Origin of the sequence: Exiguobacterium artemiae, from assembly GCF_033342815.1 — a bacterium.
Lineage (GTDB): Bacteria > Bacillota > Bacilli > Exiguobacteriales > Exiguobacteriaceae > Exiguobacterium_A > Exiguobacterium_A artemiae_A.
On record NZ_JAWPEN010000006.1, the window covers coordinates 24,613 to 47,084 of the forward strand.

Consider the following 22,472-nt stretch of genomic DNA (forward strand, 5'->3'; position numbering starts at 1 on the left):
TATCTTATTTTAAGTTCAGAACGGTTAATTTATCACGTGTCATTGAAGCGAGGCTTCGTCCGACACCTTGAACACCGAGACCCGATGATTTAACGCCGATGAACGGGAAGTGATCGGGACCACGTTCCGTCCGACCGTTGATTTGGACAGAACCTGTTTCAAGCGCATCCGCGACACTGAATGCTGCATCGATGTTTTCCGTGAAGACACTGGCTTGAAGGCCGTATTCCGATTCATTCGCATAAGCAATCATTTCTTCAACCGAGTTGACACGAATGACAGGTAAGACCGGTCCGAACGGCTCTTCCCATGCGATACGCATATCGCGTGTCACATGGTCAAATAATGTCGGCTCAATCAAGTTCGCTGTCCGGTTGCCGCCTGTGACAAGCGTTGCGCCTTTTTCTTTCGCATCTGTAATCAAACCTTCAACGAAATCAGCTGATTTTGTATCAATCAACGGAACGACAACACTTTCGTCTTCCGGTGAACCGACTGTCAGTTTCGCGATCCGGGCTGATAATTCTTCCACCAACGCATCCGCCTGTGGTTCAAGAACGAATACCCGTTTGATGGCTGTACAGCGTTGACCAGAGTACGAGAACGCACCGCTGATGATGTGGTCTGCCGCTAATGACAAATCGGCATCCTCAAGAACAAGCGCCGGATCTTTTCCGCCGAGTTCGAGGACGAGCGGAATCATCGCTGATTGACGTGACAAGTGTTGTCCCGTCGCTGTTCCGCCTGTGAAGGTAATCATGTTGATACCCGGGTGAGCCGTCAAATAATCTCCGATGACCGAACCGCGTCCTGTCACGAGGTTGACGAGACCTGACGGCAATCCTGCTGCGACAAGGGCTTCGACCATTAACGTCCCGCTGATCGAACCTTGTGTTGCCGGTTTGAAGACGACGGCATTTCCTGTCATCAAGGCAGGTGCCAGTTTCGCTGCTGCCAGGTTGACCGGGTAGTTAAACGGTGAAATCGCCAGGACGACACCAAGCGGCGCTTTTTTGATGATGGCGATTTTTTTTGCACTTCCGCCTGGGAACGAGTCCCCTTGCATCATTTGACCGTCAAAACGAAGACCTTCTTCTGCTGTGTAACGGATGATTTCTGCCGTCCGCTTGACTTCTTTAATTCCGTCAGCCAGCCCTTTACCGACTTCACGCATGATGACTTCGCCAATCTCGTTCGCACGCTTTTCGAGTTCTGTTGCCCAAGCATGGAGCAATTCAGCGCGTTTATTGGCAGGGACTTTCGCCCATTCTGCCTGTGCTGTTTTAGCAGACGCGATTGCCCGGTCTACTTCTGATTTTGTCATCGCTTGAACACGACCGACTGTATCTTCTTTATAAGGCGAAGAAATTTCAATGGTTTCATTGGATTCACTTTCCTGCCATTGCCCGTCTAATAAGTATGTGTATGTTGTTGCTGTAGTCATTCCACTCGACCTCCATTTATTTTTTCTCTCTCACTTCAGTGTGTGGCTGCATAGCCTATTGTAATCAATTGGTCAGACAAATGCCAAACTTTTTGCTTAACATAAAATGAAAGCGATTTCAACAACTTTTTTATTCTTTTTGCGGTGGAAGAATTGCTTTTTTCTGCCGATAACTAGTCAGAAGTGTAGTGCAGGATGGAAAGGGGCTCGATTACGTGTACAATCAACACGATATTTTATTAGAAGCTGGAACAAATGAGTTGGAAATCGTTATTTTTCATTGCGGACCTTACACGTTCGGCATCAATGTCATGAAAGTCCGGGAAATCATCGTTCCGTTACCGATGACACCTCTCCCCGGCACACCGGATGCCGTCAAAGGTTTGATTGAACTCCGGGGTGAAGTCATGACGGTCATCGACTTACCGACGGTCATCGGCGTCGCCCATGAGGAAACGACAGACGACCGGTTGATCATCTGTGAGTTTAACGGTGAAAAGAGTGTCCTCCGCGTCGATTCCGTAACGGAAATCCGCCGTATTTCGTGGGAACAGATTGATACACCAAACGAACTTGCCCGCGGGATCGAAGGATTAACGAATGGTGTCGTTAAGACCGGAGACAAGATGATCATCTTGCTCGATTATGAGAAAATTGCGCTCGAGCTGTCACGCAAGGATATCTTCGCCCGTGAAGAAGGCCGTCGTGTTTCGCCCCGCAACCGCTCCAATAAAACCATCTGGATTGCGGAAGATTCGGAAATGCTCCGGACGTTGATCATCGAAACGCTGGAAGAAGCCGGTTATGACGGCTTGAAGTGGTTTATCAACGGCAAGGATGCCTTCGATGCGTTTGAGGCAGGCAGCAACTGTGATCTCTTAATCACCGATATCGAGATGCCGAAAATGGATGGACTGCACTTGACGAAAAGATTACGTGAAGATGACCGTTACACGGATTTACCGATCGTCGTCTTCTCGTCCTTGATTTCGGATGACCTCCGCCATAAAGGTGAGTCTGTTGGTGTCAACGCCCAGATTACGAAGCCGGAAATTGGTCGATTGATTGAAACCGTCGATACATATGTCCTGTAATCACTATTTTCCTAAACAAAAAACCGTCTCCTGTCTGATCAGGAAACGGTTTTTTTAGATATTTTTTATTTTAAACAAAATCACTGTTTTTTCCGAGAAACACATCCAGCCAGTTTTTTCTAAACCTTGTCATACTGTCCTCGATCCGGAGCAAGACGTCGGTCGCATTAACGACTGAACCTGTTTCCGCCTCTTTTTCCAGTAATTCAAAATCATCCGCTAAGTCATCCGCCGCAACGGAATAGGAGGCACCCTTAAGTAAATGAGCTAATTTTTCTGTCTGTTCGGCATCGTTTGCATCGACCGCTTCCTTCAATTCCGGAAACTTCCGATCAAACTGGGCAATATACGTCTCACCGATTTTTTGTAAGAACACATCATCGCCACCGGCAATCAAACGCAGTTCCTCTAACTTCTTTTCATTAAAAAAAGGCATCTTTTCCCCTCCTCTTTTTCTATATTATCATTAATCGTTTTAAAAAAAAATCTGAGAATCATTTACACGGTCTATAGAGTATTCCTATAATAAAAAAGTGAAGAGCAGGAGGGATAGACAATGTTGACGATTTATCGAAGTGATGTGACGGGGGCAGTCAACGAAATTCAGGAGTTTACGAAAGGTTCCTGGATTCATCTTGTCAATCCGACAAAAGACGAAGCCGATCAAGTCATCGCTGCTACGAAAATTCCTGAGGATTTTATTTATGACCCGCTTGATGTCGAGGAAAAACCTCGTTTTGAGAAAGATGATGAAGGTTTGTTGATGATCGTCGACGTTCCTTATATTGAAGAAGAATCATCCGGACGCCGTTACAATACGATTCCACTTGGTATCATCGTGACCTCAAGACACTTCATCACTGTCTGTTCGCAACAGCTGGACGTCTTGACGTTGTTCTCAGGCGGGAAACTCCGCGCGTTCCGAACGAATTACCGTTCCCGGTTCGTCTTTCAAATCCTCTATAAAGTCAGTTCGTCGTATCTTCGATTCCTACGGCAAATTGACCGTCGGATGGATGAGCTCGAAGAAGAACTGCAACGTTCCATGCGAAATCAAGAAATTTTCCAATTAATGAACTTACAAAAATCACTCGTGTATTTCATGACTTCCTTGAAGTCAAACGACGGAGTACTCGATCGCATCATCAAAACGCCGAGTCTTGAAAAACATGAAGACGACGAGGACTTACTCGAAGATGTGTTCGTCGAACACCGTCAGGCTATGGAAATGGCTCAAATCTATAAAGATATCATCAGTTCTACGATGGATACGTTTGGTTCCGTCATCTCAAACAACGTCAACTTCGTCATGAAGTTTCTCGCATCCATCACGATTGTCATCTCGATTCCGACGATGATTTCCGGAATGTTCGGGATGAACGTGCATGTGCCGTGGGAAGGCGAAGTCATCGGCTTTTGGATTGTCTTTGGCATGATGATTTTCTTCTCGGGGCTGGCTGCCTTTATTTTATGGCGCCGCCGTTTCTTTTAGTTAAAATCCGTCAGCTTCATAAAAAACCACTTCCTTTTGAATGCTTTAGTCTGAAAAAGAGTTCGGAGACGATTGTCTCTTCAGCTCTCTCCGGCTAAATTCATCAAAGGAACGTGGTTTTTTTATCGTTTCATTTAATTAATTGATTTCGACGGTAACGAGACATAAATCGTCCGCATCATCACTTTGATCCGGTTGAATCAATTGATGGATCGCCGGTCCTTGTTCCTGAATCAATTCCCGGATTGCACTGATACCTTCATCAATGCCTTTACTGTATAATTCCATAAAGCCATCGGTATACAAGTAGACACACCCTGGCGAAACAAGGTCAATCGTTTGGCTCGTATACTCCGAATCTTCAAACATTCCGACCGGCAGTCCCGTATTCTCAAGCGGAATGATTTGATTCCCCATCCGCAACAAGCCTGGCGGATGCCCGGCATTGGCATAACTGAGTTTCATTTCATCCAGTTCGATGTACAAGTACACGGCCGTAAAGTAAATTTCTGTTTCATCGCCCGGGAACAGACGGCTCATCTGTTTGTTTAACTCCTCAAGGACTTTCGCAGGATCTCCGATACGGTGTACGAGTTCAAATAAAATCGAACTCATTCCCATCGTGATTAAAGCGGAGGATACACCATGTCCCATGACATCAAACAGAATGATACCGTATTTTTGCGGCGAAATCCGGTACCAGGCATACATATCACCCGCCAGTTTTTTCGACGGAATGTACGTCGCCATAATCCGGATGTCTTCGTCCTCGATATTGGCACTCAAGACACTCTGTTGCAGCTTTTGTGCTAAATCAAAGTCTTCCTGCAATACCTTTTCATACCGCTTCCGGGCGTCGATCGCCTGCTTGAGCGACATCGCGTTCCGGACACGGGCGAGCAGCTCCGTTTTCCGGATCGGCTTTGTCGTATAGTCGGAAGCACCGGCATCCAGTCCATCCGCAATATCCTCTTCATTTGATCGACCGGATACGATGACGATTGGTAACTCGTCCAAACCAAAGCGTTTACGAATTAAGCGTGTCGCATCGATACCGCTGATTCCGGGCATTTCAACGTCAAGTAACACAACATCCAGCGTCTCGATGAACATTGGATCTTCCATCAGCTCCATCGCTTCTTCCCCGCTCATCGCCTTGACTACATCGTACCCTTCGTTTTCAAGCAAGCGTTCTAAAATCATTAAATTCGTAAACTCATCATCTACGACCAGTATACTCATGTTGTCACCTCACTCTATCCATATATTCATTGAAAATAGTTTAGCATACAATTTACATTTTCGTTTAGACGAAAGATGCTTTTTCCGTCATACTAAAGAAGAATGAAAGGAGGAATGGATCATGTGGCTTTATGTCGTCTCCATTCTAATCATCGTCTTCGTCTTAGTCGCTTCAATCCTTGTGATTTCAAAGGGTTACGGCTACAAAGGCAATAAAGATGACATCGAAATCGATTACGATGAAATCAACCGTAAATTATCTGAAAAACACAATGATGAACATCGACCGTAAGACATTCAGACCGTCTCAGACCATCATATCATTGGATGGTCTTTTTGTTGTATTACAAATGCATGTTTTTAGTTGTGAGATAAGGGTATATTCCTATCATGGTCAAATCATATTCTAAGGGAGTGTCAATCATGCAACCAAACTTACCAAACGATCCACATGCCGTCCACGCCGAAAACCCGAACCGTCAGTTCGATCAGGAAACTTCATCTGGTCGTCAAGTCAGTTTACTTACAGGAATGCTGCTTGGCGCAGTCGTCGGTGGTCTCCTGACGTTACTCAGTTCGTCGAGCCGTCAAAATACGAAACAAAGCCTGCGCGGCGCGAAAGACTCGGTCTCGACGCTCGCTTCATCAATTAAAGAAGATCCGTCAGGCAAAGCATCACAAGTCATCAACCAAGTGAAGAGCGCTTCAAGCATCATCCAAGAAGTCGCATCAGACGTTCAAAACGTCTACGATAAAGTCAACACAGAGCTCGATACGGTCAAATCAGACGCTTCATCGGTCAAAGAGACTGTCAATGAAGCGAAAGGTGACCTGAACTCGATCAGCAGCAAAGTCGTTGAAGCAAAAGACGTGGCGCTCGGAAAAGAAGAAGCACCTCCTGAGCATCAACCGAACAACACTCATCAAAACGACTCCAATCAAGATGACTCTAAACAAAATGATTCGCAACTCAATAAATAAATTCGACGCATCTTTCCGGTTATCCGGAAAGGTGTTTTTTACTGAAAATATTTTACGACAATCGCCACACGCTCCCGCATGCCGTATCGCAACACACCAGACAGTGGTGTCGCAGCGGGAATCGCGTCGGTCTTCAGATTCATTTGTGCTGCCTCTTTACGGGCCCGGTATAAATGAAAGTCCGACGTCACAATCGAGACACGGTTTTCGGATGCCGGCAACAATCGTTTTGAAAACGTCAGGTTTTCGGTCGTCGAAGTCGATTGATCTTCCAACAACAAACGTTCTTTGCTGATTCCTGCTTGAATCATCCCGCGTCGCATCGCTTCCGCTTCCGAAATCGCTTCTCCGTCCCCTTGTCCGCCGCTTAAGATAAATGTCGTGTCCGGGAACTGCTTTCCGTACCGGGCAGCCGCTTCAATCCGGTTACTTAAAATCAACGAAGGTGTCTCTCCTTTGACACCGGCTCCAAGCACGATGACATACGGATGCTTGCCGTTTGCAAGCGGTCGTTCCCCCTTCGTGACGAACCAACCGATACTGAACCAAAATACGGTGAGCAATAAGAGTAATCCAAGACCGGCCTTATAAAAACGGCGTATGATATGTTTAAATGTTTTCTTCACGATTATGTCCCCTCAGTGGTAAAAGTCCTGCCGTTTAATTTTCACTTCTTTTTATACGCCGGATCCAAAAAAAGGTTTCACATCGTTTTCTCAGTCAAAAAAGAGACACGTCCGAAAAAATCGGTGTGTCTCTTTCAGATGTATCTGACATTAATTTCCCCAAATTGATGTCACGTATTCCGGATGATCGATAAATGGATTCCGGTTTTTTTGCCACTTTTCAAAAATAATGTCATTGCGTCTGATTTCCGTCGCATCGACCGGATCAAGCTTATTCCAGGCTTTCAGCGTCGACAGTTTTCCGTGGAGTGGATTCGCACCGTTGCTGACATTTTCCGATGCTTCCAAATCAATTTCACCGCCACCTTCATAACGGACAGCCATATAGAAGATCATACGCGCGATATCGCCTTTGACACGTGTCGGCGGTTCCCATGAATCGCTGTCGCGGTAACAGTCGCAACCGGCATACTTCGTGCCGCCGTTATCAAAATCAAGATTCCCCCGGGCACTGTTGACGACAACATCTTCAGCGCGCAGATGATGCAGATCCGTTCCGGGTCCGTTGCTTGTTCCGAAATCACCGTGCGACTTCGCCCAGACGTGCTCACGGTTCCATTGACCAACGTTCCCGCCGTTATTGCTCTTCGCAATCGATTTCCCCGTGTACAGTTCAATGACATTATTCGCATTGTTTGGATCTTGATCCGTTTCCTTCAGAGCAGTCCAGACCGTGTCATACGATACTTGTGTATGGTTATCAATGATGTCATGTAACGAAGCTTTTAGTGCTGCCCCTGTTTTACCTGACGCCGGCAGATAATACGCGTCGATCGTCGATTGTGACGTGACCATCTGCGGTCCGGCAACGATTTTGGTCGGTTCTGTCTTAGCGATAACCGGTGTAAACGAAATTGACCCGAGTGCGAGTGCAGCGACAAGCGCTCCGCTGATTTTCGACTTCCAATTCATACTGTGTTTCCCCCTTGGTTACATATGTACGAGCTCGTCTTACCTCCTCATTTTTACACCTCCTTTTACCTCTTGAGAAGCTGGACAAAAGACCTTGAAATCCGGCAAATAAAACTGAATCAAAATTCATCTCCTTGTTCAAGAGTCCGATGGTCCTGTTTTTTTCCTGAGAACAGGTCAATCGATCGATGATTCTTCTATCAAAAAAATATTCCAGGTTCAAAAGTCACGAAAACAAGATGTTTAGAAATAAACGCCGCGGATGATACGTTAAATTTCAAGAGTTGATATACTGTAAATGCAAACGCTTTCATAAACTTACAGGAGGTCTTTTCATGAAACAAAAACGCTTGATTGTCGCGACCCTCGCGACCGCTACTTTTCTAGCGCCACTTGTGCAACCGATTGCAGTAGGTGCAACGGCGGATAACGGTACGATGATGCAGTATTTCGAATGGTATGTCCCGAATGACGGCAACCACTGGAATCGTCTCGGCAGTGATTCAACGAAACTCGATCAACTCGGGATCACGTCTGTCTGGATTCCGCCCGCTTATAAAGGAACCACACAAAATGATGTCGGCTACGGGGCTTATGATTTATACGATCTCGGCGAATTTAATCAAAAAGGAACCGTCCGGACGAAATACGGAACGAAAGCTCAACTCAAAACGGCGATCAACCAACTACATACAGCCGGCATCGACGTCTACGGGGATGTCGTCATGAACCATAAAGGCGGAGCGGATTTCACGGAAGCCGTTACAGCCGTCGAAGTCAACGGTAGCAACCGGAATCAGGAAATCTCTGGCGATTATCAAATTCAAGCCTGGACCGGATTTGATTTTGCCGCGCGGAACAATACTTATTCGAACTTTAAATGGAAATGGTATCACTTCGACGGAACGGACTGGGATCAATCCCGTTCGAAAAGTGCCATCTATAAATTCCGCGGAACCGGAAAAGCGTGGGATACCGATGTCTCGACCGAAAACGGAAACTATGATTACCTGATGTATGCCGATATTGATTTCGATCACCCAGAAGTCCAGCAGGAAATGAAGAACTGGGGCAAATGGTACGTCAACGAACTCGGTCTCGACGGATTCCGTCTCGATGCCGTCAAGCATATCAAACACGGTTACCTTGCCGACTGGCTCGCAAACGTCCGTCAGACGACCGGAAAACCGTTATTCACGGTGGCTGAATATTGGCAGAACGATCTCGGGACGCTGCAAAACTATTTGAGCCGGACGAACTATCAGCAATCAGTCTTCGATGCTCCGCTTCATTACAAGTTCGAGCAGGCAAGTAAAGGCGGCGGCTACTATGACATGCGGACGATTTTTGACGGTACCCTCGTCAAGAGCAATCCTGTCCAGGCCGTCACACTCGTCGAAAACCATGATTCCCAACCCGGACAGTCGCTCGAGTCGACGGTACAATCATGGTTCAAACCGCTTGCTTACGCTATGATTCTGACGCGCGAACAAGGATATCCATCGGTCTTCTACGGTGATTACTACGGAACGAAAGGCACGTCGAACCGTGAAATTCCGGCGCTTGCCTCTAAAATCGATCCGTTGTTAAAAGCGCGGAAAGACTTTGCCTTCGGAAAACAAAACGATTATCTCGATAATGCGGACGTGATCGGCTGGACACGTGAAGGTGTGACCGACCGGGTGAAGTCTGGACGGACATCACCGGTAACAACACCGCTTCCGTCACGATCAATCAGGACGGCTACGGTCAATTCTTCGTCAACGGCGGCTCGGTTTCCGTATACCGTCAGCAGTAAGCTCATACAAAAAGCCGATTTCCGAAGGACTTTTTCCGTCCTTTGAAAATCGGCTTTGATCATTCAGACAGTCCGATGCTGCTCCGGACATGTTCGTCCTGTTCGATCGCTTCGAGTAAAAAGTGGGCGACGTCCGCCCGGTTGATTTGCTTCGCCTGTTCCGGGACACCAACCTCCGCCTGACGATACAAACCGGTCAAGGGACCGTTCATCAATCGAAGCGGTCGCGCGACCGTATACGCGACATCGGCCTGCTTCAACAGTTCGATTGCCTGCCGGTGATCTTTTAACGGATTTTTGAGAATTTGTTGGGCGAGTAATCCTTGTGCACCCGGAAGTTCCTGATCGACTCCGGCGGAAGCGACATAACCGATCCGTTCGACCCCGTTCACCTTCATTGCGTTCACGATTCGTAAGAGACTCCGCTCGAGAAAGCCGCTGTACGACAGGCTCTCGGTTCCGAGGGCTGTCAGGACCGCCTCTTGTCCCTGCATAGCTTGATTCACCGCTTCCTGATTAAGTACATCACCTTCGATGACTTGCAGTTTTCCGTCGGTCAACTCAAGTTTATCCGGGTTACGAACGAATGCCGTCACCGTATGCCCGTGGGCGATTGCCTGTTTGACCAACTCCTGGCCGGTTTGTCCGGTTGCTCCGAAAATAATCAGCTTCATAAAAACTGCCTCCCTTTATCTGTTCTTTTATTCAAGTACCCTTCCCCTTCAGTCCGTAATCGTCCGGTCTTTTTTCCTGAAACAGAAAATAGTTTCTTCTTGTTTTCAATTTGTGCTAAAATTCAGTTAATATTAATGGATATTTTTTCCTTAAGTTGATTTATTTTCTGGATTCCTGACAAAACAGCTGCTTGAATTTCATTTCATGATATGGAGGCGTACATATTGAAACTACAACAATTAAAAGACCAGCTCAATACCATTTACCTAGGAAAGTCCGATGTCATCGATTTGTGTTTAACGGCCTTGATTGCCGAAGGGCATATTCTGCTCGAAGATGTTCCAGGGACCGGGAAGACGATGCTCGCGAAAGCTCTTGCCAACAGTTTTGACAGTGCTTTTTCCCGGATTCAGTTCACAGCGGACCTCCTGCCGTCTGATGTCATCGGTTCCGACTTCTTTAACATGAAAACACAGGAATTTGAGAACAAACGCGGACCGCTATTCGCGAACGTCGTGTTGATCGATGAAATCAACCGGGCTGTCCCACGCACCCAATCGGCTCTGCTCGAAGCGATGGAAGAACGTCAAGTCTCGATCGGCGGAACGACGTATCAGATGCCGGCTCCGTTTTTTGTCATCGCAACGCAAAATCCGATTGAGTCTGCCGGAACGTTCCCGCTCCCGGACGCCCAGCTTGACCGGTTCATGGTGGCGATCGAAGTCGGTTATCCGAATCTTGAACACGAACGGCAACTGTTGAACGAAGTTTTGGCCAATGTCCGGAAACAGGCAATCGGCATCGCAACGGGCGGTGACCTGATTACCTGGCAGGAAGAAGCCCGCCGTGTCCACGCCTCTCAGGACGTCCTCGATTACATGCTCGCCATCGTCCAAGCGACCCGTCATCACGCCCTTGTCGAAGTCGGCGTCAGTCCCCGCGGAGCAATTGCTTTGCTTCGGGCATCACAAAGCTTTGCGTTCCTGAGCGGACGCGATTTCATCATTCCGGAGGACGTCAAATACTTGGCAAAACATGTCTTGTCCCACCGCTTGACGCTGACACTCGAAGGCGGTATCAAAACGACAAAAGCCGATTTGTTACTTCATCTCCTTGACGATATCCCGGTTCCGGTCGAGATGGGGTGACAGGATGCACATCGAACGTTCCGTTCCTTTTTGGCTCGAGCGCCGGCTTTTTTCCGTCTATGTCATCTTGACGTTTGTCTTCTTATTCATCCCGGGACTCTCGTTGCTCGGTTTTCTATTTGCTGCCGTTGGAACCATCCATTATGTCGTCGGACAGACCGAAAAACAATTACGGCGGGACATGGCCTTAGAGTGGAAACATTACGAACCGTTGATGTTTAATCAGGAATTGGCCTCATTACGCCTGCAGCTTTTTGGTCTCGAAGCCCTGCAAAAGTTGGGGTTAAAAACCACGCTGCGGTTGCATACGGAAGATGGTCTGATTTTTCCCGACATGGATCCGCTTCATCCGCATACCTATCACGCCGCCATTGAATCGGACGAACAACTCGAGATTCCGATTCAGGCGATGCGGCGGGGACCGGCTCATTTTGATGAACTCACATTAACCATCCGGCTCCCTTGGCGGATGGGTGTCTATCTTTTTACCTTTGATGACTTTCCTCAATTTACGGTCCTTCCTTCGTTGACGGCACAGGCGACACCGCTCCTGTTAAACCGTCTGCGGATCGGGGACCGCGCGGATCGCTACTCACCGCTGAAAAACAAACTGGTTCAACTGGGCGCTAAACCGTATACGTCAGAACCATCCAAGGAAATTGATTGGTATGCGACAGCGAAAACCGGCCGGTTGCAGGCAAAAGTCTTTGAAACGAGTAACCAGGATACGTTCACGCTCGCCTTGAATCTGTCTGGACCAAGCGGCTACGGATTGCATACGAATTTCGAGACGTTTCTTGATCAGACGGCCTTTCTGGTCAGTGAACTGATCAAGGAAGGATGTAAGGTTGAATTGTTCATCAATCATCTGGATGTAAACAACCGGATGACTCATTTGAAGTTGCAGGAAGGACAGCCGCAACTGAAACAAATTCTATTGACGCTTTCGACACTGTCGACGCGGGATACCTATATTCCGACCGGACAATTCGAGCGGTATGTCACACGCCGGAAACACCGCAACAGTCAATTGATTCAAATTGGCAATGATCTCATTCAGGCTATCGGTTAAATTGCTAGTGTAGGAGGAACAACATGTCGTCGTTTATCATTCGTAAAACTACTCAACTTGTATTTGCTTTTCTTGTTTTAGTCGGGATCAGCGCTCTGCCGGGTTTAATCGTTCAGATGCGGCCGGATTTTCCGGGCTATTTCAAAATGGTCCAACAACAGCTCGGTCTGTTGACGACTTCCGCTCCGTTGACTTATTACAATGTCACCGCTTCTGAAAAAAGACCGCTGATGCCTGATCTCCAGCCGTTCATCCAGGAAACGCTCGTCATTTTCACCAGTGCGCTGATCTGTTCATCGGTCGTGGCGTTGCTTTATGCCTTTTTGTTTTACCGGACCGGTTCCAAAACCCGCTCCATCCTGACACAATCCGCCCGGCTCCTTGAAATGATTCCCGATTTATTTTGGATCATTGTTTCCCAGTCCATCATCGTTTTTTTATTCAAAACGACCGGATTTAATCAAATTGAAATTGCCGGCGGATTCGCAGACTCGATTCGTTTCCTGCCGATTTTGACTTTATCATTGACGACTGTCTTTTTCTTCATCAAATGGTTGACCGGTCGGATTCAGGAAGAACAGCATGCGAGCTATCTGGAGCTGGCCCGTGCTAAAGGCATGCACTCGACCCAACTGTTTTGGCAACATTTGATGCCCAATCTGTTTTATCGGTTTTATCTGTTTTTCCGGACCAACACCATTACGATTCTGTCGAGCCTGGTCGTCATCGAGTATGCTTTTAACGTCCAGGGACTGTTCCGTTTTATCTTGATTAATCAAGATTTTTCGGTATTACTCGTCTTGTTGCTCCTCATTTACGTACCCTTTTTCATTTTGGATACAGTGGCAGAACTTTGTATCCCCCGCTCGTGGAAAGGAGAGATTTCATGAGACGTGTTTTACTGCGTGACCCCGTCTTTTGGATGTGTCTGCTGTTCTTCGGGACCTTTCTGATACTCAGTTTTGCCAATTCCGTATTTCGTGATGGACAGGTCGATCAAATTCAGAATCTCTATTCAAAGGATGGCACATTTATCGCCACCTCGCCGCTTGAACCGTCTGCGGGGCGGTGGCTCGGGACGGATCGGTCCGGAAATGATTTGTTTCAGGTGATGATTGAAGGTGCCAAGTGGACGATCGGTATTTGCGTCAGCATCGCTTTCGCCCGAATCGCTCTCGCGTTGCTGATTGGTATTCCGCTTGCTTTTCGGAAGAAACGGCTGTACACGGCATTACGACTGCTGTTAGACGGTTTCTTGATCCTGCCGATTTCGCTGATTGCACTATTCATTCTGTTACCGGCTTTCCAGTTCGTCGATCCCGCCGAGATTCCGTCGACGTTCTCACGGGTCTTCCTTGAAATCAGTGTTTTGACGTTACTCGGTTTACCAGCACTCGTGCTGTATTTCATCGGCGAAACCCGTCAACTGCTCGCTCAAGAGTTCATGCTTGTCGCCCGGACACTCGGCGGGCGTCCTGGCTATCAATTCCGGACACACATCTGGCCGCATCTGTTGCCGACGTTGACGATTGTCTTCATGCAACAGTTTGTCCAGACATTGATGGTCCTGATCCATCTCTCGTTGTTCGGCATATTTTTCGGTGGAACACTTGTCTTGTTTGAAGGCAATGCTGCCCCGACGATTTTTGAATGGGCTTCCCAGTTCGGTTATTATTTCTTTCAGTTCACGGCCGTCTCTTGGATCAACCATCTATTTTTAGTTCCGGCAATCGCTTTGGCTTTGCTCGTGTTCTTTGCCAATCTACTGACGAGCCGCCTCGAGCGTGCTTACCGCTTGCGTCGACAACAAATGATTCCCTCTGTCCCGCTTGCTGCAGCAGACGCGGAAGCCGCGGCGGCCCGCTTATCCGACCCGTTTGATCCGGTCGACATTTCAATCAAATCATAGGAGGATGTGTCAATTACCCATCACTAAAGTGACGGGCTTGAAAGTGACGGGCTTGTGAAAGCCTGAAATTGACTAGTCTCGGTTCTCACGAACTCCGTTGGTTGGGTCATGACACCTCTCGGTGCCCGTTCTAGCCGTTTGCTCTGTCGTCTGTGATTAAAAGTCCTGTTGGGTCGGGACGGTGTTGCAGATGGAAAAAGCCCTACCAACATTGACGAAGAACAATAAACTCGTAGGAGGAAAACGTAATGTTCGTTTTCGTACTAAACCATCATGGTGAACCATTGATGCCATGCAAACCAAGTAAAGCACGAAAATTATTAAACAATGGCAAAGCGAAGTTGGTCAAACAAACTCCATTCACCATTCAGCTACTGTTCGGATCAAGTGGGTATAAGCAAGAAATTTCACTGGGCGTTGATGCCGGAACGAAACATATCGGTTTCTCAGCGACAACATCCACTAAGGTATTGCTCGAAGGAGAAGTACAACTGCGTACTGACATCCAAGACCTACTGGCGACACGACGTGCTATGCGAAGCGCAAGAAGAAGCCGGAAGACACGTTACCGTCAAGCGCGTTTTTTTAATCGTAAGAAACCAAAAGGGTGGCTTGCGCCATCCGTTCAGCATAAAGTCGATGCCCATCTGAAACTCGTCCGGATGATTCATCGTCTGTTGCCAATCAAACATCTAACGATTGAAGTCGCTCAGTTCGACATCCAAAAGATCAAGAGTCCTGACATATCGGGTGATCTGTATCAGAAGGGAGACCAACTCGGTTTTTGGAACGTCCGGGAATATGTCTTCTTCCGAGACAAGCACATCTGTCAGCACTGCAAAGGAAAATCGAAGGACAAGATCTTGAACGTCCATCATATCGAAAGCCGTCACACTGGTGGGGATGCACCAGATAACCTCCTCACACTCTGTGAGACATGCCACAAGAAGATTCACAAGGAAAACCTGGAGCATCTTTTCCAACGGAAATCACGTTCTTTCCGTGATGCCTCGCAGATGACAGTCATGCGTTGGTTCATCTACAATGCTGTCAAAGAAACGTATCCCTACATCAAACTGACCTATGGCTTCCTCACGAAGAACATACGCATCCAAAATGGACTCGAGAAGCGTCATGCTGTCGACGCACGTTGCATCAGCGGGAATCCATTATCGGAAGAACCGAATGTGTCGTATCTTTTCCGACAGGTACGCGCGAACAACCGTCAACTGCATAAGATGACCATTGGTAAAAAGGGTAAGAGAAAGGCGAACAAAGCGGAGCGTTTTGTCCACGGCTATCAACTGTTCGACAAGGTACACTACGAGGGACAGACGTGTTTCGTTTTCGGAAGACGTAAGACCGGCTATTTCGATCTTAGGACGCTACAAGGAGTCCGTGTTCATAAATGCGCTTCGCATAAGAAACTGACACTACTTGAAAGAGCGACGACATGGCTCGTCGACATCCAACCAGAAGGAGGTGGAGGTCGGCTCCTCCCATGACTGAAGCCACGGGCCTCCGCCGACCTATAAACAATGAAACGAATAGCTGTTGGTACCGTCATGGTAGTGTATATGACGGTTTTTAGTTTTTCACTTTGGACTTATCAACATCCGGTCCTGACTAGTTCCGACCAGTCGAAGTTACTCCCGACCCGTGTCAAACAGATTCGTTCGGCAACATCGACGAACGATCTCAAGTCCTGGGTTGCACAAGCAAAACAGCGGCAGGAAACCGTTTCTGTCGCCGGTATGCAACACAGCCAGGGCGGACAAACCTATCTGCCGGATACAACAGTTCTCGATATGACGGATTACGACCGAATTTTGGAATATACGCCGGACAAGCACCGGATTACAGTCCAAAGCGGAATCACCTGGGCCGAAATTCAGGACCGGATTCAGCCGGATGGACTGGCGGTTCAGGTCATGCAATCCCAAAACATCTTTACGGTCGGCGGTGCCCTCAGCGTCAATGTTCATGGCCGGGATATCCGCTACGGTTCCCTACTCGATACCGTCGATTCCTTCCGGCTGTTACAAGCGGACGGTACCGTCGTCCATGTCAGCCGAAACGAACATGCTGATTTGTTCCGGCTCGTTCCTGGCGGGTACGGTCTGTTCGGTATCATTTTGGACGTTACATTAAAGCTGACAAACGACGAATGGTACGCCGAGCAGACTATCGGCTTAGATTATCAGGATTATCCGGCCTACTTCCGGCGGCACGTCCTCGGTAATGATGACGTCCGCATGCACATCGGACGCATTTCCGTTGCACCGGACGGGTTTTTCAAAGAGATGTATGTGACGAATTATCATAAAGCCGAACGAACGGTTCCGATTGAAGAGGAACCGCTTAAGCAGGAAACAATCATTGCCCTGCCGAAAGCGTTACTCGGTCTCTCCCGGTACAGTGACTTCGGCAAAAATAAGTTGTGGTCCTTCCAAAAATCGTATTTCCTGAAGAAGAGCGGCACGTTCGAATCCCGTAACAATGTCATGCGGTCCGACAGTGCGTTCATGGAGTATACCAGTCCAGGTCGGACCGAATTACTCCAGGAATATTTCGTGCCGGTCGATTCGTTTGTTTCCTACGTCGATCAACTGCGGTCGATTTTGACAGCCCATGAACTGAATGTCTTGAATATCACGATCCGGTATGTCGAGCAGGATGAGACAGCTGCCTTATCCTATGCGAAACAGGATATGTTTGCCCTCGTCTGGTTGATCAATACGGAAACGGATCCGGTATCGATTAAAGAAACGAAACGGATTGTTCAAAAGTTGATTGATGCGACACTCGAACATCAGGGCAGTTACTATTTGCCGTACTACCCGTTCGCGACACGCAGGCAGTTCCATGACGCGTATCCACATGCTGCTGCTTTCAAAGCCGCGAAACAAAGGCAGGATCCCGCTGGACTTTTCATGAACCAATTTTATCTCGACTATTTGAAGTAAGGAGACAATGATGAACTATCCACTTTTTGTTCGTATTCAAAGCATGATTTTAATGAGCAGCAGTATCATTTTTCCATTTTATTTATTGCTTGTCCGGCAAATTGGCGATTCCTATGCCCAGTTTGGTCTGGCCTACGGTCTCTTCACGCTGACGTCAGCATTCGCTTATCTCGGAATCGGTCGGTTGAGTGACCGGTTCGGGGACCGATCATTGCTTGTCACCCACACGTTCGGGATGGCGCTGATTTTACTGTATGTTCCGATCGTGACCTCCATCAGTCATGTCTACCTGATTCAAATCATTATGGGAATACTCGGGGCATTGCAAAAGAACACGGAAAAAACCATTCTCGCCCGGCAGGAACTTGCCTTGACGACGGTCGGCCGGGCAATCGGCCGCTATCATTTCAAGACGTCTTTATGGTCGGCACTTGGCATCATTGCTGCCGGTTATCTGATTGACTTTTTAACGATCGGCAGTCTGTTTTACATCATCTCTGCCGTCTATTTGTATGTCACGGTGCGTTTACTGTGGGACCGGCCACGTTCTGAAAAAAAACAGATGGATCCTTCATCGTCAAGCAGCGAAGCGGGTATAAAGAAGTAGAAGGGATGTGATGGCATGATTGACGTGACCCATTACTCACAAACATTCGGAAAACGAACGGTCTTGACCGATGTCCAGTTTTCAATCGGTCGTGGTGAAATCGTCGGATTGATCGGACCAAGCGGTTCCGGCAAAACGACTTTAATCAAGTCCTTGATCGGTCTGCAGCAACCGACGACCGGGACGATTACTGTTCTTGGAACACGACAACCCTCGCTCGCACAAGCTGAGAAAATCGGTTATATGGCACAATCTGATGCGCTCTATGAAGACTTGACGGCACGGGGGAACCTCAAATACTTCGGAAAATTATACGGTTTGAAAAAAGCACGGCTTCGGGCCCGGATCGAAACCGTCCTTGAATTCGTCGACTTAAAAAAAGATGCCGATCGTCCGATCCATCAGTTTTCCGGCGGAATGAAGCGGCGGCTCAGTCTTGCCATCGCTTTGATTCATGAACCGAGTCTTTTACTGCTCGATGAGCCGACGGTCGGGATTGACCCCGCCCTAAAAAAAACATTTTGGCATGAATTTGAACAACTGCGTCAATCCGGTGTGACGGTACTCGTCACGACACACGTCATGGATGAAGCCGAGCGTTGCGATCGTCTGTTATTAATTCAGCACGGTCGCCTGATCGAAGCCGGTACACCGGACGATCTGATTCAACGCTTTGGTTCCATCGATGAAGCTTTCATTCAAAAGGAGCGAGTCTGATGCAAACTCTGACGGTAGCGGAACGTGTCATTTCACAAATTTTTCGGGATAAACGGACGATTGCGATGATGTTTCTCGCTCCGCTGTTTGTCCTGTTCTTACTGTCAACGATTCTCGGCTCGAGCTCGGATGATGTGACGATCGGTACGGTCGATCTGCCGACAGCCTTTCAAGATACGTTAAAAACAAAAACCGATACCCGCACCTTTAAAGACAAAACAGCCGGTGTCACTGCCATGAAGGATCGCGAAATCGACGCCCTGATCACCTTTCAACAGAATCAGCCGCAAGTTTTGATTGAAGGCGGCGATATTTCAAAAAATGCAGCGGCGCTTCAAGTCATCCGGGAGACATTGATTACAATCCAGGGACAACAAGCGTCTGTTGCCAATACGAAACTTACGGCAGCCGTTAAACAGTTACAGCAACAGCTGACTCAATTGACGAATCAAACGTTTGAAACACCGCAACCTGTCGCACCGGCCGTCACTAAACCCGACATCCAGTTTTTATACGGCAATCCGGACGCTGAATTGTTTGACCAAATCGCTCCTGCCTTAATGGGCTTTTTTATCTTCTTATTCGTTTTCATCATTGCCGGTGTCAGCTTTTTACGGGAACGGTCGAGCGGCACACTGGAACGGACACTTGCGACTCCGCTCAAACGGTCGAGCATTGTCTTCGGTTATTTCGTCGGTTTCTTTTTATTCGTCACGATTCAAACGATTCTCATCCAACTGTTCATCGTCAACGTACTTGACGTGACGCAACAGGGGAACTACTTCCTGCTTTTGTTCGTCAATCTTCTGACGGCAAGTGTCGCCTTGTCACTCGGCTTACTGCTGTCGAGTTTTTCCCGGACGGAATTTCAACTGATTCAGTTCATCCCTTTAGCAATCGTACCTCAGATCTTTTTCAGCGGACTGTTTGATTTGAGTGATGCGCCGCTTTGGGTGGAAGTCATCAACCGGTTAATGCCGTTGACTTATGCTGCGCACGCCTTGCAAAATATCATGACTCGGGGCTACGGGTTGCAGGACATTTGGGTCGACCTCGTCGTGCTGGCGGGATTTGTTGTGTTATTCGTCGCCCTCAACATGCGGGCGCTCAAAAAACAACGCCCGGTCTGAGTTCATTGACCTCATTTTCCCGACTCCATTGACAATCCATTTTTTTCCTTATACAATCAAAAAAAACGCGAAATGAGGCTGAACGATGTAAATTCATCTATTTACCTACCCACTAACTAAATACGAACGATGTGGAGGTTTTATAGATGAACCGATTTACAACTTTACTGGTCAGCCAGTGGGTAGCAAATGCGGGAGATGCGCTCTACATCGTCGCTCTCATCGCTACCCTGTATGCTGAAACCGGACAGGCCAGCACTGCTGCCCTGTTTCCGATTGCCGTGACAGCAGGCATGACGATCAGCGGATTTTTCTTTGCCGATCTCGCAAGAAGGTTCCGTCATGCTTCGCTTTTGTTATCCAGTCAGCTTTTAAAAACGATCAGCCTCGGTCTGATTGTATTTCTTGATTTACCGTTCGGTTATCTGCTTGGATGCGTCGTCTGGATTGCCTTTCTCGACGGATTTGCCCGACCGCTCGAAAGTGCCTTCCTGCCGCGCATCACGGATAATCTTCAAAAAGCCAACAGTCTGGTTCAAGGTACAAACCAAGTTGTCCAACTGGTAATGTGGCCGCTTGGTGCGATTTTTGTCAGCCTCGGCTCCCCCGGTCTCGTCCTGACGATTTCATTCGGCTTGTTTGTTTTGGCAAGTCTCTGGACCGGTCTGTTTCGTCATCAGGTCCGTCAACTCGCGGATCCTGTCGAAGAAACGCAGGAAACACCATCGTTCCGGTCGAGCTTCCGCTATACATGGACGACTGAACCGGCCCGGCTGAATACGACGTTGCTCGGCATCGACGCCTTTGCCAGTACCGCCTGGATTTCAGCGTTATTCCTTGTTTATATTGATACGCATCTCCATGTATCTGACAGCTGGTGGGGCATCTTAAATGCCTTTTACCTGCTCAGCATGATCGGCGGCAGTTATTACATGCTCCGCCGAACTAAGTCTGCTTCCCTGTTAACGCTGAGTGTGGCGTTATCGGTTGGAGCCACCGTTTTATTTGCATTTGCACCGTCTGTCGTCTTTGCCGTGGTCGCCTGTGTATTGCAGGGCGCTTCTAACCAACTACGGGCGATTGAGCTGACTACCCGTTTACAGGAAGCGACGCCAGCCGCCCGCTTACCGTATGTCTACAGCATGCAACAAACCGTCTATACGCTCAGCTTTTGTCTCGGCAGTCTGCTGTTCGGATTGCTTGCGGACCGTTTGAGCATCGAGACCGTCTACTGGATTGCGGCCGTGGTCGCCCTGCTGATGTTCCCGGCAGCCCGGCGTTTGCATGATGCCGTTTCGATCAAGCAGAAACAGCGCATCTCATAAGACAAGCACACCAAAGAGAGGTTTTTTCAGGTATCACACCTGGAAAAGACCTTTCTTTTTTATCTGTTCGTTGCTATCTTTTTTGATGAAATACCAGCAATCCTGTTCCCATCAACAGACAGACAAGTCCAAGCGAGAAATAGGCTCCGTTAAGACCTGAACTTTGACTGATTTGACCAAACCCCAATCCGATTCCGATCGTCACCACACTCTCAAGCATCGACAGCATTGAACTGCCGGTCGCCCGAACATCATCCGTCAATATGCCCTGCAACCATGTCGTCAGGACTGGTTCCGACCATCCGTAAATCAAAAACAGACCTATTAAGACAAGGACGGACCATCGACTGTCCATCACAGCGAGCAAGATAAAACCGCCTCCATACATAAGCAGAAGAACGCTGAGCGGAACGAACGGACGGTCCGGTTTAGGCAAAAGATTACCGAGTCCCTGGGCAACCATCAAGCCAATCAAGATAATCCCAAACCAGGAGACGGAAATGCCTTGATCCTGAACATACAATTGCCAAAACTCATCCAAGAACGTGATTGTCACCCCAAACGAAATGCTGAGTAACGTCACCCGGATAAACGAAGGAACAAGGTTCCACCGACACCAGTCGTAACACGTAACAGAAACTGACGGTTGTCCGGATTTGTCCGGTTCAGTCAACAAGCAACTGACAAAAACAGCCGCCGTCAAACAACCAAGCGAGAGATAATAATGCATCGTCAGCTCATACAGTGTCGCAAGCCATGCTCCAATCAGCGCCGCACTACCGGTTGCTGCAAGGTCTGCCGCGTTTATCCGACCAATCGTTTTCTCAAAACGGTCCTTTTCCTCCAGTTGCTCCATCGTTTCGTAAATCAACGCTTCTTCCGCTCCGCTGACAGCGGCACTTCCGATTCCGGCTAACACCATGGCGAGTAAAAAGGACGACAGGTCGTACGCGTGAAGCAAGATTACAAACGATAACGTTTCAAATAGGGTTCCTGTCAGCAGACTGATTTTCCGTCCCAACCGGTCAGCGAACAAACCAAATGGGACTTCTAGCATCACCACCGTCAGGGCAAAGACAATTTCAGCATAGACGACGTCCTGCACCGTCATGCCGCGTTGTTGCCAAAACAACCGCTCAATAACGTAAGCCGGCAGACATGCGGTCAAACAACGAATCAGATACAGCAGTCGAATATTCCATCGAAGTCGAACTTAGCAAGGTGGTCGTATCTGTTTCACGGTGAATTCCTCCTTTTTGAATGGTATTCTGTCA

At 48.0% G+C, this 22,472-nt stretch carries 21 protein-coding genes and 1 pseudogene; 15 read left to right on the forward strand and 7 right to left on the reverse strand.

What is annotated here, in order from left to right; all coding sequences use genetic code 11:
* Positions 1-4 precede the first annotated feature (4 nt).
* A complete protein-coding gene (locus R7V76_RS07690; RefSeq protein WP_318091896.1) occupies positions 5-1,444 on the reverse strand; it encodes an NADP-dependent glyceraldehyde-3-phosphate dehydrogenase in 1,440 nt (479 codons plus the stop codon).
* A 215-nt stretch (positions 1,445-1,659) separates the two neighbouring features.
* On the opposite strand from R7V76_RS07690, the gene R7V76_RS07695 reads away from it, so the two are divergent.
* Positions 1,660-2,538: a chemotaxis protein CheV gene (locus R7V76_RS07695; RefSeq protein WP_214765352.1), complete on the forward strand. Its 879-nt coding sequence runs from the start codon at positions 1,660-1,662 to the stop codon at positions 2,536-2,538.
* Between the two features lie 70 nt (positions 2,539-2,608).
* On the opposite strand, the gene R7V76_RS07700 is transcribed toward R7V76_RS07695, so the two are convergent.
* A complete protein-coding gene (locus R7V76_RS07700; RefSeq protein ID WP_318091897.1) occupies positions 2,609-2,974 on the reverse strand; it encodes an Hpt domain-containing protein in 366 nt (121 codons plus the stop codon).
* A 120-nt stretch (positions 2,975-3,094) separates the two neighbouring features.
* On the opposite strand from R7V76_RS07700, the gene R7V76_RS07705 reads away from it, so the two are divergent.
* Complete coding sequence (locus R7V76_RS07705) at positions 3,095-4,030, forward strand: magnesium transporter CorA family protein (RefSeq protein ID WP_012369886.1); 936 nt, start codon at positions 3,095-3,097, stop codon at positions 4,028-4,030.
* Positions 4,031-4,168: 138 nt separating this feature from the next.
* Here R7V76_RS07705 and R7V76_RS07710 read toward each other — a convergent pair whose 3' ends face one another.
* Positions 4,169-5,272, reverse strand: coding sequence for a PP2C family protein-serine/threonine phosphatase (locus R7V76_RS07710; protein ID WP_318091898.1), 1,104 nt, complete (start codon positions 5,270-5,272; stop codon positions 4,169-4,171).
* Between the two features lie 121 nt (positions 5,273-5,393).
* Between R7V76_RS07710 and ytzI the strand changes: the two genes are divergently transcribed.
* Together ytzI and R7V76_RS07720 are read left to right on the forward strand one after the other, a co-directional pair.
* On the forward strand, positions 5,394-5,564 hold the full coding sequence (ytzI, locus tag R7V76_RS07715) for a YtzI protein (RefSeq protein WP_318091899.1): 171 nt from the start codon (positions 5,394-5,396) through the stop codon (positions 5,562-5,564).
* Between the two features lie 131 nt (positions 5,565-5,695).
* Positions 5,696-6,253 (forward strand): hypothetical protein, encoded by a 558-nt coding sequence (locus R7V76_RS07720; RefSeq protein WP_318091900.1) that lies wholly within the window; start codon positions 5,696-5,698, stop codon positions 6,251-6,253.
* A gap of 38 nt (positions 6,254-6,291) precedes the next feature.
* Here the strand turns inward: R7V76_RS07720 and R7V76_RS07725 are convergent, their stop codons facing one another.
* Both R7V76_RS07725 and R7V76_RS07730 read right to left on the reverse strand, forming a co-directional pair.
* Complete coding sequence (locus R7V76_RS07725; RefSeq protein WP_318091901.1) at positions 6,292-6,879, reverse strand: YdcF family protein; 588 nt, start codon at positions 6,877-6,879, stop codon at positions 6,292-6,294.
* Between the two features lie 150 nt (positions 6,880-7,029).
* Positions 7,030-7,851, reverse strand: coding sequence for an endonuclease I family protein (locus tag R7V76_RS07730; RefSeq protein WP_012369881.1), 822 nt, complete (start codon positions 7,849-7,851; stop codon positions 7,030-7,032).
* Between the two features lie 335 nt (positions 7,852-8,186).
* Here R7V76_RS07730 and amyS point away from each other — a divergent pair.
* Positions 8,187-9,649, forward strand: a pseudogene (gene amyS / locus R7V76_RS07735) (alpha-amylase).
* A gap of 59 nt (positions 9,650-9,708) precedes the next feature.
* Here the strand turns inward: amyS and R7V76_RS07740 are convergent.
* A complete protein-coding gene (locus R7V76_RS07740; protein ID WP_318091902.1) occupies positions 9,709-10,323 on the reverse strand; it encodes an NAD(P)-dependent oxidoreductase in 615 nt (204 codons plus the stop codon).
* A 225-nt stretch (positions 10,324-10,548) separates the two neighbouring features.
* Here R7V76_RS07740 and R7V76_RS07745 point away from each other — a divergent pair, with 225 nt between their 5' ends.
* The 10 genes from R7V76_RS07745 (at position 10,549) to R7V76_RS07790 (ending at position 21,198) form a co-directional block, all read left to right on the forward strand.
* Complete coding sequence (locus R7V76_RS07745; protein ID WP_318091903.1) at positions 10,549-11,472, forward strand: AAA family ATPase; 924 nt, start codon at positions 10,549-10,551, stop codon at positions 11,470-11,472.
* A gap of 4 nt (positions 11,473-11,476) precedes the next feature.
* The gene (locus tag R7V76_RS07750; RefSeq protein WP_318091904.1) at positions 11,477-12,544 is read left to right on the forward strand and encodes a DUF58 domain-containing protein; all 1,068 of its coding nucleotides are present in this window, start codon (positions 11,477-11,479) and stop codon (positions 12,542-12,544) included.
* A gap of 23 nt (positions 12,545-12,567) precedes the next feature.
* Positions 12,568-13,434, forward strand: coding sequence for an ABC transporter permease subunit (locus tag R7V76_RS07755; protein WP_318091905.1), 867 nt, complete (start codon positions 12,568-12,570; stop codon positions 13,432-13,434).
* Entirely contained in the window at positions 13,431-14,453 is a 1,023-nt protein-coding gene (locus R7V76_RS07760; protein WP_318091906.1) for an ABC transporter permease, read from the forward strand. Before R7V76_RS07755 ends, R7V76_RS07760 begins: the two co-directional genes overlap by 4 nt.
* A gap of 248 nt (positions 14,454-14,701) precedes the next feature.
* Positions 14,702-15,958, forward strand: a complete 1,257-nt coding sequence (gene iscB, locus R7V76_RS07765; protein ID WP_318091907.1) for an RNA-guided endonuclease IscB — start codon at positions 14,702-14,704, stop codon at positions 15,956-15,958.
* 33 nt (positions 15,959-15,991) lie between these two features.
* Positions 15,992-17,419 (forward strand): FAD-binding oxidoreductase, encoded by a 1,428-nt coding sequence (locus R7V76_RS07770; protein WP_318091908.1) that lies wholly within the window; start codon positions 15,992-15,994, stop codon positions 17,417-17,419.
* Between the two features lie 10 nt (positions 17,420-17,429).
* The gene (locus R7V76_RS07775; protein ID WP_318091909.1) at positions 17,430-18,026 is read left to right on the forward strand and encodes an MFS transporter; all 597 of its coding nucleotides are present in this window, start codon (positions 17,430-17,432) and stop codon (positions 18,024-18,026) included.
* A 15-nt stretch (positions 18,027-18,041) separates the two neighbouring features.
* Positions 18,042-18,743, forward strand: a complete 702-nt coding sequence (locus R7V76_RS07780) for an ABC transporter ATP-binding protein (RefSeq protein WP_012369872.1) — start codon at positions 18,042-18,044, stop codon at positions 18,741-18,743.
* On the forward strand, positions 18,743-19,873 hold the full coding sequence (locus R7V76_RS07785; RefSeq protein WP_318091910.1) for an ABC transporter permease: 1,131 nt from the start codon (positions 18,743-18,745) through the stop codon (positions 19,871-19,873). Before R7V76_RS07780 ends, R7V76_RS07785 begins: the two co-directional genes overlap by 1 nt.
* 146 nt (positions 19,874-20,019) lie before the next feature.
* Complete coding sequence (locus tag R7V76_RS07790; RefSeq protein ID WP_318091911.1) at positions 20,020-21,198, forward strand: MFS transporter; 1,179 nt, start codon at positions 20,020-20,022, stop codon at positions 21,196-21,198.
* Between the two features lie 73 nt (positions 21,199-21,271).
* Here R7V76_RS07790 and R7V76_RS07795 read toward each other — a convergent pair whose 3' ends face one another.
* A complete protein-coding gene (locus tag R7V76_RS07795; RefSeq protein WP_318091912.1) occupies positions 21,272-22,366 on the reverse strand; it encodes an MFS transporter in 1,095 nt (364 codons plus the stop codon).
* Between the last annotated feature and the right edge of the window lie 106 nt (positions 22,367-22,472).